We start from the raw sequence: 13238 nt of genomic DNA, 5'->3' as shown, positions 1-13238 counted from the left end.
TAATAGGAACTGTAAAGGTGGGGTTCATTTGCGTAAAGATGTATTGGTGACTGAAGTTGCATTGCGGGATGGGAGCCATGTAGTGGCACATCAATTCACCATCGAACAAGTAAAGAACATGACTGGGAAACTTAGTGCTGCGGGGGTCCCTTATATTGAAGTGTCGCATGGAGATGGACTGGGCGGATCATCCTTACAATATGGTTTTTCAAAAGTGAATGATATTGAGTTGGTGAATGCCGCTGTTGAAGCTGCAGGACAATCCATTATTTCAGTACTTTTAATCCCTGGTATAGGGACGATCGACCAATTAAGAGAAGCCGCTCAAGTGGGGGCGAAAATGGCGCGGATTGCAACCCACGTAACGGAAGCTGATGTCTCAAAGCAACATCTGGAAGCTGCGAAACATCTCGGTATGGAAGCAATCGGGTTTTTAATGATGTCTCACATGGCATCACCGGAAAAACTACTTGAGCAAGCCATTTTAATGGAATCCTATGGAGCGGATGCTGTATATGTTGTTGATTCCGCAGGATCTTTTTTGCCCCAAGATGTGAAGACGCGGATCCGGTTATTAAGGTCCAAGCTGAATATCGATATTGGTTTTCATGCTCACAATAACTTATCGCTCGCTGTGGCAAATTCACTTGTGGCAATTGAAGAAGGGGCGAATAGAATCGATGGCAGCATCCGATGTCTCGGTGCAGGTGCTGGTAATACCCAGACGGAAGTGCTTGTTGCCGTTCTTGATAGGATGGGTATCCGTACCGAAATTGACTTATATAAAATGCTTGATCTTTCGGAGGAAGTTGGAAATAAAATCATGCCAAAGCCCCAGGAAATAACAGACTCGAGTTTAATCATGGGTTATAGTGGCGTGTACTCCAGCTTTTTATTGCATGCAAATAAAGCGGCAAAAAAGTATGGAGTTGACGCCCGGGATATTTTGATGGAGCTTGGTCGACAAAAAGTGGTTGGTGGTCAGGAAGATACCATAATTGAAGTAGCTAAGCAAATGGCGTTTCAGAAAGAAGGGACCGTAAGATGAAACTAGATCAACTAGCAAAACGGGTAGCTGAATCGCAAAAAAACGGCCGTGAAATGGATAAGCTTACATTATTCAATCCTGAACTAACAGTAAATCAAGCATATGAAATTCAGAAGTTGAGCATAAATGAGACGATCACAGGTGATAACAGATTCATCGGGTGGAAGATGGGATTGACCAGCAAAGCCAAACAACAGCAAGTAGGGGTAGAGGAAGCGATCTATGGCAGGTTGACATCTGCCATGGAACTAACTAAACCAGTATTAAAAGTTGGGGAATTCATTCATCCGAGAGTGGAACCCGAATTTGCTTTTTTGTTCAAGGACGAACTGAAAGGTGCAAATATAACGGCGAAAGATGTCTGGCCGGCTGTAGAATGTGTATTTCTTGCACTGGAAGTTATTGACAGTCGATATAAAAATTTTTCTTTTACACTTACCGATGTAGTAGCGGATAACGCATCCTCAGCCAAAATCCTGCTTAGCAATCAAGCTTATTCTCCGTATCACACGGACTGGGCTCAAGCAGAAGTTACGCTTTATCAAAATGGTGAAATGCAAAAGAGGGGTCTTGGTGAAGCTGTACTCGATCATCCGATTCATTCGATAGTGGAACTTGTAAAAATGATTAACCGTGAAGGACTTTCCATTCAGGCTGGAATGATTGTTTTAGTAGGAGGGATTACAGATGCCGTTTCCATACAGGCAAACGATGAAATAATGGCAGATTACGGTGAATTAGGGAAACTGACATTACATGTTATAGCGTGAAATATTTCAAAGAGGAGGGAATTAATTGCATGAAGTTAATGCTTCGGAAGTGGTAGGTAATAGTAAATTTGGCCGTTTTCATTTTATGGTCTTTTTGTGGTGTTTGTTCGCAATTACCTTCGATGGATTTGATATAGCCATGTACGGAGTAGGTTTGCCTTTGATGATGGAGGAATGGAACTTGTCGCCAGTCGAAGCTGGCGGAATAGCAAGTTATTCATTGTTCGGAATGATGGTAGGAGCCCTCATTTTTGCACCCCTGGCGGATAAAATAGGGAGAAAAAAAGTGCTGGCCATTTGTATATGCATATTCAGTGTTTTTACATTACTTTCAAGTTTTGCCCCGAATCCTGGCTTTTTCTCGGTTATACGATTTATATCAGCCTTGGGTATGGGAGGATTAATGCCAAACGTTATCTCCTTAATGGCGGAATACTCACCCAAAAAGAATAAGGTTCTCATTGTAACCACTATGTACTGTGGTTATTCTATCGGAAGCATACTTGCTTCTTTAATTGGGATGTATGTGATGGAACAAATGAGTTGGAGGGTTTTGTATTGGATAGGGGCGCTTCCCTTACTGGCACTGCCATTCTTCATGAAGCAATTTCCTGAATCGCTTTCCTATTATGTTATTCGAAAACAAGGACCAAAGCTTGCTGGAATTCTGAATCGCATTGATCCAGACGGCGACTATAAAGAGTCGGACGATTATGAGTTTGCCAAAGTCCAAGAAAGGTCAAAGGGCTTTCCAGTCAAGAAACTCTTTGAAAATAAGCGTACGCTTAGCACATTTGCGTTTTGGGTAGCTGCCTTTAATTGTTTACTTATGGTATACGGACTCAATACATGGTTACCCAAAATCATGCAGCAGTCCGGATACGGCCTTTCATCCAGTTTATCTTTCAATCTTATATCGGGAATAGGACAAATTGGCGGATCGATAATTGGAGGGTACTTAGTTGGGAAAATAGGTCATAGAAGAGTACTTGTATCCCTCTGTGCCATAGGTACGGTCTGTTTTGTCATATTAGGATTGACCTCAAATGTAGTAGCATTATATATTCTAATCGCTTTTGGAGGTGCCTGTACAGTTGGCACGATGAATTTGGCCAATACGTATATATCCGAGTATTATCCGCGGGAGATTAGGACCACCGGGATAGGTTGGGCCTTGGCTTTTGGTAGAATGGGAGCGATTGTTGCCCCAACATTAATAGGATTAATGCTGGCTGCAAACTATTCACCACAAAATGCATTTATGGCCTTCACAATTCCGAGCATAATGGCTGCCTTGGCGTTACTCGTTGTGAAAGAGAGGTATGGCAGCTATGATAAATCACAGAAAGAGGAAAATATAAAACTAAAAGCAACATCGAATGTATAATATTGTTCTTTAGTAGATGGCCTATAAGTCAGCGGACAGTCATGCCACTGTTCGCTGACATATAGGCCATTTTTTAGAGAATAAAAGAATTCACGAGTAAAGCAGCTGAAATCGCAAGTAAACTGGCTAAATTTACGAGTAAAATTGCTAAACTCACGAGTAAACCGAGCAAAATCACGAGTAAAACAACAAATGAACTCCCATTTTATAGTATTTGATGGGAAAGTTATGTATGATTAAGATTGAATATTCGGAAAAATCAAGGAGCGATGTTATGAGTTCAACAATTACTGATTTGTTCATCGGCCAGGTTGCTAGTATGCAACGCACATTTAATGAATCTGACGTAAAATTATGTAATGAATTAACAAAAGATTACAGTCCGATTTATCAAGTGAATAAAGAAGCATGGAAAAGTAATTTCAGCAGGCCGGTTGTACCTGGTTTGTTAACGGAAGGCCTCATCACTCAAGTGATCAGTGAAAAACTCCCTGGTAGTGCCTGTATACTTTTACAAAAGGAGCTGGTCTTTTATCATCCAGTACATATAGGCGATATAATTTCAGCGGAACTCGAGGTCATTGATATTAATTTGAATAGAGATTGGGTTACGCAAAAGGTGACTTGCTTTAATCAAGCAGGAATAGAAGTCATTAAGGGGCAAGTTGTCATTTTTGTTTTAAGTAATCAAGATGCTAGGTGATGTGAATGGAAAATGTTAAAAACGTAATAAGGAATTGGGGATCGATTGAAGTTGACGAAAATGGAAGAGTTATAGGCGCAACAGCTGATTTTTATGAATATTTCATGATTATGCCGACTGATTTGATAGGAAAGTCCATTACGAGGATCATTCACACTTCTTCCACCTTTTCTTTGAAAGGTCTCGACCACAAACATGTGTTTTCTGGTGTGATCAGCGGACATGCTTGTTTCATAAGGGTATTTCGTCGAGAAGCTGATACCCTTTATACCATAATCATCCGTCAAGACGAACTGGAATACAGTGATTTAGTGTATTTTACCAACTCCTTGGAGAAGAATAAAGTCAAGAAAAATTCCGTGGTTCAAGGTCGATATAGCTTCGAAGAGATTGTTGGAAAGAGTAAGGAGATTGAGAGGGTAAAAGAGCTGGCCGCCAGAATAGCTACTAGCAGTTCAACAGTACTGCTTACAGGGGAAACGGGAACGGGAAAGGAACTTTTTGCCCAAGCGATCCATGGTTTGAGTACAAGAAAAGCACAGCCTTTTGTGCCTGTAAATTGTGCTGCGATTCCAGATGAATTATTTGAATCGGAGATTTTTGGTTATGAAGCTGGCGCTTTTAGCGGGGCGAAAAAAGAAGGTAAGCCTGGAAAAATAGAATTAGCTCAACATGGTACGTTGTTTTTAGATGAGATTTCTGAATTGCCTTATCAGGCTCAAGGTAAGCTATTACGAGTTTTACAGGAAAGGGAAGTGGAAAGACTAGGCGGGACGGGGACTAAAAATGTTGATATACGTATTATTGCTGCATCGAACAGGGATTTAAGAACCCTTATTCAAGAAGGGAAATTCCGCCAAGATTTATATTATCGACTTTATGTTTTTGAATTGAAAATTCCTTCTTTAAGGGAGCGACAGGAAGATATCCTTCCTCTGGCCTATCATTTCGTCGAGTATTTCAATAACAAGTTAGGGTCCAATGTGAAGGAAATTGATCCTAAACTCCAAGATTGGCTTATCCAATATGATTGGCCTGGTAACATCCGTGAAATCAAAGCGATAATCGAACGCGGAATGAATATCGTAGATGGTGAGACTTTAACACTGGAATCTTTAGATTTTACACCTAATTTAATATTGGAGGTTCCCTCAGTTAGAATGAATCATTCTTTTTCCGGTACGTTGGATGAAGTTGTAGGTAATGCTGAAAAATCAGCCATTCAGCGGGCATTAAAAGATTCGGAAGGGGATCGTTCTTTAGCAGCTCAAAAGCTGAAAATTCATGTTGCTAGTTTATATAGGAAAATTGCTAAATACAAATTGAAATAGCAGTTTCATCCAATGAAATGTAATCAGGTAAACCATTAGTGCACACTTATAAAGTGTGTATTTTTTTTGAATTTCGCAACTTTGATTTGCAGTATTGCGAAAAAATGCAAACCTGCGAGAGTTTTAGGAAACTATAGCCACATTTGTAGCGAATTCAAGTTGGCACACAACTTGCAATTATAGTTGTCAAGTAAGAGGTTTCGTGTTTAGTAGAATGTCTAAAATACGGGTATCAGATAAATTAGTAAACAAGGAGGTAATGATATGCTGAATTTTTCTTTTTCGGAAGAACAAGATTATTTTCGTAAAATTTTGAAAGAATTTGCTAAAGAAGAGCTGCTTCCACATTATACAAAATGGGATCGCGAAGAGATTACTCCAAAACATTTGTGGAAAAAACTGGGGGACCTTGGCGTAAATGGTCTTCGGATTTCAGTGGAATATGGCGGAAGCGGTGCAGATTGTGTGACAACGGGGATAGCTGCTGAGGAGATAGGTCGTGGTGATTTCAATCTTACTTACGCGGTGATGTTGAATGCATTAATCGGTGAAATTATCAATAATCACGCTAGCGAGGAACTGAAAAAGGAGTGGCTTCCCAAAATTTCAAGTGGTGAAAAAATTGTTGGCATTGCCATTACAGAGCCATCCGCCGGTACGGATGCAGGAGGAATTAAAACAACAGCCGTACATAAAGGAAATAAGTATGTGCTTAATGGAGAAAAGTCTGGAATTAGTGTAGCTATGTGTGGAGATGCCTTTGTTTTATTTGCAAAGACAGAACCTGGATGGGGAAATCGAGGGATAAGTGCTTTCATGGTTCCTGCCGATACTCCAGGAGTTGAATGTAGGGGGTACGCAGACATGGGGAATATCCCCATTGGAAGAGGTTCGATATATTTAACCGATGTCGAGGTTCCGGAAGAGTATATGATCGGTCTTCAAAATAAAGGGTTTTCCCAAGTGATGAATGGGTTTGATTTAAGTCGGCTGTTAATAGGGCTGCAATGTGTTGGCACCGCTTCACAAAGTATTGATGAAACAATCGAACATGTGAAAATCAGACATTCATTTGGTAAGCCGTTGGCGACCTATCAAGGGGTCTCCTTCCCAATTGTGACCCACTATACCCAATTAGAACTGGTGAAGTGGCAAGCCTATCGAGGACTTTGGCTTCGTGACCAAGGGTTTAATCATAGTAAAGAATCGGCTTCCGTTAAGTGGTTAGGTCCTAAATATAGTGTAGAAGCTATCCATGAATGTTTACTGCTGAATGGTCATTATGCTTATACGAAGGAAATGCCTCTTGAACAACGCTTGCGTGACGTGATTGGGTTGGAAATAGGTGATGGCACTGCACAAGCCAATATGATGGTCATAGCAAAGGACATAATAGGAAAGGAGTTTCGTTCGCATTAATCCAAAGGATCAGTATCATTACATTCAAATGAAACCGAAACGATTACAACAGACATGAAAATGAATTACAGTCGTGTTTGGTACCGATTAAGTTGTAATGAACAGAGAATTGATGTGATACAAGGCAGATCATCCTAAATAGTCTAGGAAAACGAAGGGAATGAAAACGATGGAATTAACAGATGTAATTTATGAAAAAAAAGGTGGCATTGCAAAGATAACAATGAACAGACCTAAAGTTTACAATGCTTTTCGTGCCAGAACCATTCAAGAATTAATTTGGGCTTTCCGGGACGCTTGGGATGATAATCGTGTGGGTGTAGTGATTCTGACTGGAGCTGGTGAGAAGGCATTTTGTGTAGGTGGAGATCAGAAGGAAAAGGGAGAAGAAGGAGGGTATAATCATTCGGGTGGTTTAGGTGGTGGAATGGGACTGGAAATCGAAACGCTGCATCAAACGATCCGCAACATTCCTAAGCCGGTCATTGCAGCGGTTAATGGGTTTGCCATCGGAGGCGGGCATGTCCTTCATGTCATATGTGACCTAACAATTGCATCTGACAAGGCAAAATTTGGCCAGAGCGGGCCAAAGGTCGGTAGTTATGATGCAGGTTTTGGTTCAGCTTATTTAGCACGAATTGTCGGGGAAAAGAAAGCAAGGGAAATCTGGTATTTGTGTGAACAATATTCTGCACAAGAAGCAAAAGAAATGGGACTGGTGAACAAAATCGTTGAGCCAGAACAATTGCACAAGGCAGCAGAAGAATGGGCAAGAAAGATCCTTGATAAGAGTCCTACTGCGCTAAAAATGCTCAAATATTCATTTAATGCAGATAGTGCCAACATTCAAGGGATATCTCAGCTATCGATGGGCAGTTTAGCGATGTTTTACAATACACAAGAATCGGAAGAGGGAAAAAATGCCTTCCTAGAAAAGAGGCCTGTAGATTTTAAAAAATTCAGAGGTTGATGAGGGGGAAGAAAACTAGTGAAATTGGAGACCATTTTGACTCAGGAATATGTGGAGAAATATAAATGCGTATGGCCGAACCGAACGATCTTGGATTATTTGAATGATGCTATAGTAAAGCATCCAGATAAGATAGCGATTATCGATAAAAAAAGTAGTTTTACTTACAAGCAGCTTGGTAAGTTGGTCGATCGAATCGCATTGGGCCTCTTGCATATAGGATTGGGTAAGGGGGATGTTGTCTCTTTTCAACTGCCTAACTGGAATGAATTTATAATCTTACACTATGCTGTTACAAGAATCGGTGCCATTAGCAATCCCTTGATACCGATTTATCGAGATAGGGAAATTGGCTATATGGTTGGGATGGCAGAATCTAAAATGATTGTTGTACCAGATTATTTCCGTGGGTTTTATTACCCTGCCATGATTGAGAGACTAAGCCATCAATGGCCATCAATGAAACATATATACGTGATTGGTGACAATGCGCCGAATGGGATGAAACTGTTCTCCTCCCTATTTGAGGAGCCTTGGGAAGACCGGATGGATTCATCCATTTTGGATGAAATCACACTTGACCCCAATGATGTGACTGAAATTATCTTTACCTCGGGAACCACGGGAAGTCCAAAAGGAGTTATGCATACACATAATACTCTTTGTACATCAACGGATTATTGGATTGACCGCTTACATTTAACATCCGATGACGTTCTTTTCATGGCGTCAACGTTCGCTCACCAAACGGGTTTTGGTTATGGAGTTAGGCTCCCTACACATATTGGAGGTACGGGAGTCTATCAAGACATTTGGAATCCGAGAGAGTTTATTGAATGGGTTGAGAAGGAAAAGATAACGTTTACGGCGGGTGCGACTCCTTTTCTGCAAGATACGGTTCAAATGGAGGGGATGGAAAGGTATGACCTCAATTCGCTGCGAGTCTTCGTAGCTTTAGGTGCCCCGATTCCCAGGCATTTAGTAAAGGAGGCCGTGAAAAAAGTACCGTTCAGGATATTGTCAGGATGGGGACAAACGGAAGATGGCTTGGTAACCTTGACGAGACTTGAAGATACAGAAGAAAAACTGACGAATACCGACGGAATACCGTTTCCGGGCATGGAGTTAAAGATAGTGGATTTTGAAGGGGAGATCTGTGCCCCGAATATAGAAGGCTCTTTATTAGTAAGGGGTCCGGCTCTTTTTGTCGGCTATTTTAAACGAATCAATGATACGTTAGCTGAGTATAGTGACGGATGGTTCATTACCGGTGATCGAGCATTCATTGATGAAGACGGGTATATCCGGATTTCTGGAAGAAACAAAGACATAATCATACGTGGCGGTGAAAATATTCCAGTCGCTTATGTAGAAAATGTATTGTATGAACACCCGGATATTTCTAGTGCTCAGGTTATTGCGGTTCCGGATTCCCGACTTCAGGAAAAAGCATGTGCATGTATCAGTATGAAAACGGGGAAGAGCCCGATCACGATGGATTCAATGCAGGAATTTCTCTTGGAAAAGGGATTGGCAAAACAATATTGGCCTGAATTTATTGAAATAATGGATGACTTTCCTCGTACGGCAAGCGGGAAAATTCAGAAATTCCGGCTCCGGGAAATGATTAATGAAAGGATAACCGACAATATATAAGCAGCTTAAATAAATCCATATTGACTAAATGGTGAAAGTGGAGGGGAATATGATGACTAAAAGAATGGCATTTATCACAGGTGCTGGAAGCGGAATTGGCAGAGAAATTGCAAAAAAATTGGCTTCTCGCAATTTTAACATCATCGTGGCTGATATTAATCTTAAAAATGCAGAGGAAACGGTTTCTTTAATCGAAAAGTCGGGTTTTGAAGCCAGGGCGGTCCATTGTGATGTAACGAAATTAGAAAGTGTTAAAAAAGCCGTCGAAGAATCAGTGAACCATTATCATAGAATAGATATATTGGTTAATAATGCAGGCTGGGATAAGGTGGAACCTTTTTTAAAAAGTGATCCCAGCACATGGAAAAGGATTATCGATATTAATTTACTTGGGCAGATCCATACTTGCAAGGAAATTTTACCTCTCATGATTGAAAATGGTTACGGAAAGGTAGTAAATATTGCATCCGATGCAGCTAGAGTCGGTTCAAGTGGAGAGGCAGTTTATTCGGCTGCTAAGGGAGGGGTGATTGCCTTTACAAAAACGATAGCAAGAGAAATGGCACGTCATAAACTCAACATCAATTGTATAGCTCCAGGTCCTGCTGATACCCCCCTATTTCAAGAAATAGGCTCTTATAATGAAGGGATAGCTGGCGCCTTGGAAAAAGCGATTCCATTCCGTCGGCTAGCTCAACCAGAAGACATTGCCAGTGCTGTTGCCTATTTCGTTTCAGAAGATGCAGGGTATATAACGGGGCAAACTCTTTCAGTAAATGGCGGATTGACTATGGTTTAATAGATCTTGGTTTAGGTGGGTATGCAAGATTGAAAGGTTAGTAACCATAAATCATGAAAACTTTTTCTAATACGTTTGACAATTGGATTTATCGTGTTAATATAAAGGCAAATGATATGAATTTAATATACAATTTGTACCACTAGGGGTGCTTTATAGGTGAAAGTTGATTTTACCGGAGAAGCTGAGATTAAAGTATGACTTTAAGACCCTTAGAACCTGATCTGGTTTATACCAGCGTAGGGAAGTGGGGGTCTGGAACAATACGTTTCTGTATTATTTCAAGTACAACCACTTTCTTTACGTTAAAGAAAGTGGTTTTTTATTTGCAAAAAAAGAGGTGTTAAAAGGTTTTTATCCCGTACCATTCTTTAAAAATATAATTTGGAGGTATTGGACATGAAGTTTTCAGAGGAAATTCGTCAGGAAGTCGATCATATTTGGGAAGCTAGTTTTAATCACCCGTTTGTTGCAGGAATAGGAGATGGCACATTGCCATTGGAATGTTTTCGTTTTTATGTCATGCAAGATGCCTATTATTTATCTCATTTTGCTAGAGTTCAAGCTTTAGGAGCAGTCAAAGCTACAGATTTACATACAACAAGCAGGCTTGCCGGCCACGCACAAGGAACATATGAAGCGGAGTTGAAGCTTCATGAGAATTTTTCTGAGAGATTAGGCATCACAAAAGAAGAAAGGGAAAATTTCAAACCTGCCCCGACTGCTTATGCTTATACTTCCCATATGTACCGTGCGGCTTATTCTGGACATTTAGGGGATGTTATTGCAGCTATCTTGCCGTGTTACTGGCTGTATTATGAAATAGGTGAAAAGCTGCAAGGGTGCTTACCCGAAGAGCCGATTTATCAAGAATGGATAGCGGCTTACGGAGGAGAGTGGTTCCGCACTTTGGTGGAAGAACAAATTGCGAGGCTTGATGAGATTGCTGAAAAAGTAACAGACGAAGATAAGGAGAGAATGAAAGAGCATTTTATCCTTAGCAGCCAATATGAATACTCATTTTGGGAAATGGCTTATCGTTTAGAGACATGGCCTGTGCATAAGGAAACACTAGAAGTATAAAGGAGAATGAAACAATGAAAAAAGGATTGAAATTAACCGATATATTAGTCACGATCGTGATTGCGGTAGCATTTGGAGTCGTTTATATCCTTTGGGGTTCGATTTATTATTCCGTTAAACCATTAGGATTACATCTGGATCAACTTATTTATGGAATGTGGTTTATAGCTGGCCCCGTCGCCTTTTTAATTTTACGGAAACCGGGTGTGGCACTTTTGGCAGAGATAGCTGCAGCTTCCGGAGAATTCTTTCTGGGTTCTCCATGGGGGCTGACCGTACTGTTATATGGGGTGGTCCAAGGTTTGTTCGCGGAACTGGTGTTCATGGCGTTCAAATATAAAAAATTCAATATGTCGGTGGCCGTTTTAGCTGCGATAGCTTCCTGCCTGGCATCAGTCATCATGGATTTTGCTTATGGGGAAATAGGTGCTCTCTCTCTTTGGAATTTATCGTTATTCATGATAGCGAGGTTTGTGGGTTCCATATTCTTTGCAGGTGTGACTGCCTATTATCTAGTTAAAGTTCTGGAAGCAACAGGAGTAACTAATCTTGTTCGTCCGGTTTCAAGTAAAGATTATGCAGAACTGGATCAAAAGTAGAGGTTGAGGGCCATGGAACCAATCGTTTCTGTTGAAAAGTTAAGAATGAAATTTCCCGGTGATGAATCTTTGATATTCAAGGACCTATCCTTATCGTTTGATAAAGGAGAAAAAGTGTTATTGTTGGGACCATCAGGATGTGGTAAGTCCACTCTTTTACAAGTGTTAAGCGGATTGATTCCGAATTCCATCGAAGTCCCGATGAAAGCGGAGGAATTGAAATGCCCTTCTTCATGGGGATATGTTTTTCAAGATCCTGATAGTCAGTTTTGCATGCCATTTGCTGATGAGGAAATTGCCTTTGTCCTTGAAAATCTTTCCGTCCCAAAAGAGGAAATGAAAGAGAAAATCCAAAATCATATCCATAATGTAGGATTGAACCTAGGGCATACAAGTATAGAAACATTATCAGGCGGGATGAAACAGCGCCTGGCAATTGCTTCAGTATTGGCCCTTGAACCAGAAGTGATATTTTTAGATGAACCGACCGCCATGCTTGATCCGGAAGGAACAAAAGAAATCTGGGACTTGTTGAAGGAAGTCGGACGAGACAAAACGGTTATTATCGTCGAGCATAAAATTGACCATGTTTTAGAATTCATCGAACGAATCGTGCTTTTTAACGATGACGGTCAAATCATAGCTGATGGTCCAAGAGACACCATTCTTTCACTATATAAAAATGAAATGAAAGAACATGGAATTTGGTTCCCTGGTGTTTGGGATGAATATATACATGAGTATGCACCCATTCGGGAACACCAATTTACAGATGGTTTACCCCTTATGCATGTGCAAGGATTTAGCGGTTTTCGGAATAAAGAGGAAAAAATCAAGGTTGAAGGGCTGAAGGTCCATTCAGGGGAATGGATTGTAATCAGGGGAGAAAACGGCGCGGGGAAGAGTACTCTTTTGCATGCATTGATGCAGTTCATAAAAACGAAAGGTAAGTATGAATTATTGGGGAACCCCATTAAAAGGGTGAAAAATCCAACGGATCATATGACGTTTGTCTTTCAAAATCCTGAGTTTCAGTTCGTTGCAAATACTGTATATGAAGAGATTGCTTATTCATTGCGAATTGATAAAAGGCCGCCTCAAGAAATAGATGAAAGAGTCCGCTCATTGCTTAAAGTATTCCGCCTGGAGGCACATCGGGATAAACATCCGTTTCAATTATCAATGGGTCAAAAGCGTCGCTTAAGCGTAGCCGCCTCAATCGTAATAGACAAAAAAATCATTCTCCTGGATGAGCCAACCTTTGGCCAAGATTCGAAAAATACCTTTGCACTACTGGAATGGTTTGAGGAATATCGAAGGCGCGGAATAACAGTGATCATGGTAACTCATGACGATCATATTTCAAAAAACTTTGCAACCCGGATCTGGACGGTTAAGGACGGAAACGTAATAAGTGATGAAAACATCGCGCAAGCCGGATTTTTGGAGACCAAAGTTTTATCACTATAAAAG

General features: G+C 40.7%; 12 protein-coding genes and 1 riboswitch. All 12 genes read left to right on the top strand.

From position 1 onward, the window contains the following. Nucleotides 1-28: 28 nt before the first annotated feature. Nucleotides 29-1048: a 4-hydroxy-2-oxovalerate aldolase gene (gene dmpG, locus Q8G36_RS14525; protein ID WP_305160700.1), complete on the top strand. Its 1020-nt coding sequence runs from the start codon at nt 29-31 to the stop codon at nt 1046-1048. Continuing rightward, nucleotides 1045-1818, top strand: coding sequence for a 2-keto-4-pentenoate hydratase (locus Q8G36_RS14520; RefSeq protein WP_305160699.1), 774 nt, complete (start codon nt 1045-1047; stop codon nt 1816-1818). Before dmpG ends, Q8G36_RS14520 begins: the two co-directional genes overlap by 4 nt. A 25-nt stretch (nt 1819-1843) precedes the next feature. Next, the gene (locus Q8G36_RS14515; RefSeq protein WP_305160698.1) at nt 1844-3205 is read left to right on the top strand and encodes an MFS transporter; all 1362 of its coding nucleotides are present in this window, start codon (nt 1844-1846) and stop codon (nt 3203-3205) included. A gap of 274 nt (nt 3206-3479) precedes the next feature. Continuing rightward, nucleotides 3480-3908, top strand: coding sequence for a MaoC/PaaZ C-terminal domain-containing protein (locus Q8G36_RS14510; RefSeq protein ID WP_305160697.1), 429 nt, complete (start codon nt 3480-3482; stop codon nt 3906-3908). A 5-nt stretch (nt 3909-3913) separates the two neighbouring features. Further along, nucleotides 3914-5239, top strand: coding sequence for a sigma-54 interaction domain-containing protein (locus Q8G36_RS14505; protein ID WP_305160696.1), 1326 nt, complete (start codon nt 3914-3916; stop codon nt 5237-5239). 264 nt (nt 5240-5503) lie between these two features. Next, nucleotides 5504-6658, top strand: a complete 1155-nt coding sequence (locus Q8G36_RS14500; protein WP_305160695.1) for an acyl-CoA dehydrogenase family protein — start codon at nt 5504-5506, stop codon at nt 6656-6658. A 169-nt stretch (nt 6659-6827) separates the two neighbouring features. Further along, nucleotides 6828-7628, top strand: coding sequence for a 1,4-dihydroxy-2-naphthoyl-CoA synthase (gene menB, locus Q8G36_RS14495; protein WP_305160770.1), 801 nt, complete (start codon nt 6828-6830; stop codon nt 7626-7628). Nucleotides 7629-7646: 18 nt separating this feature from the next. Continuing rightward, nucleotides 7647-9284 (top strand): AMP-binding protein, encoded by a 1638-nt coding sequence (locus tag Q8G36_RS14490; RefSeq protein ID WP_305160694.1) that lies wholly within the window; start codon nt 7647-7649, stop codon nt 9282-9284. Nucleotides 9285-9336: 52 nt separating this feature from the next. Then, nucleotides 9337-10083, top strand: coding sequence for an SDR family NAD(P)-dependent oxidoreductase (locus Q8G36_RS14485; RefSeq protein ID WP_305160693.1), 747 nt, complete (start codon nt 9337-9339; stop codon nt 10081-10083). Nucleotides 10084-10217: 134 nt separating this feature from the next. After that, a riboswitch (TPP riboswitch) is annotated at nt 10218-10346 on the top strand. 136 nt (nt 10347-10482) lie between these two features. Further along, a complete protein-coding gene (gene tenA / locus Q8G36_RS14480) occupies nt 10483-11166 on the top strand; it encodes a thiaminase II (RefSeq protein ID WP_251431774.1) in 684 nt (227 codons plus the stop codon). 14 nt (nt 11167-11180) lie between these two features. Further along, the gene (locus Q8G36_RS14475; protein ID WP_305160692.1) at nt 11181-11765 is read left to right on the top strand and encodes an ECF transporter S component; all 585 of its coding nucleotides are present in this window, start codon (nt 11181-11183) and stop codon (nt 11763-11765) included. Nucleotides 11766-11777: 12 nt separating this feature from the next. Next, complete coding sequence (locus Q8G36_RS14470; protein WP_305160691.1) at nt 11778-13235, top strand: ABC transporter ATP-binding protein; 1458 nt, start codon at nt 11778-11780, stop codon at nt 13233-13235. Nucleotides 13236-13238 lie beyond the last annotated feature (3 nt).

The organism is Peribacillus frigoritolerans (assembly GCF_030676415.1).
GTDB lineage: Bacteria > Bacillota > Bacilli > Bacillales > DSM-1321 > Peribacillus > Peribacillus frigoritolerans_A.
The sequence above is the reverse complement of the archived record's forward strand: the minus strand, read 5'-3'. Positions and strand labels throughout refer to the sequence as shown.

Coding starts and splice junctions, on each gene's coding strand:
- Q8G36_RS14520 (WP_305160699.1), top strand. CDS start 1,045: ATGAAACTAGATCAACTAGCAAAACGGGTAGCTGAATCGCAAAAAAAC.
- Q8G36_RS14510 (WP_305160697.1), top strand. CDS start 3,480: ATGAGTTCAACAATTACTGATTTGTTCATCGGCCAGGTTGCTAGTATG.
- Q8G36_RS14505 (WP_305160696.1), top strand. CDS start 3,914: ATGGAAAATGTTAAAAACGTAATAAGGAATTGGGGATCGATTGAAGTT.
- Q8G36_RS14500 (WP_305160695.1), top strand. CDS start 5,504: ATGCTGAATTTTTCTTTTTCGGAAGAACAAGATTATTTTCGTAAAATT.
- menB (WP_305160770.1), top strand. CDS start 6,828: ATGGAATTAACAGATGTAATTTATGAAAAAAAAGGTGGCATTGCAAAG.
- Q8G36_RS14485 (WP_305160693.1), top strand. CDS start 9,337: ATGACTAAAAGAATGGCATTTATCACAGGTGCTGGAAGCGGAATTGGC.
- tenA (WP_251431774.1), top strand. CDS start 10,483: ATGAAGTTTTCAGAGGAAATTCGTCAGGAAGTCGATCATATTTGGGAA.
- Q8G36_RS14475 (WP_305160692.1), top strand. CDS start 11,181: ATGAAAAAAGGATTGAAATTAACCGATATATTAGTCACGATCGTGATT.
- Q8G36_RS14470 (WP_305160691.1), top strand. CDS start 11,778: ATGGAACCAATCGTTTCTGTTGAAAAGTTAAGAATGAAATTTCCCGGT.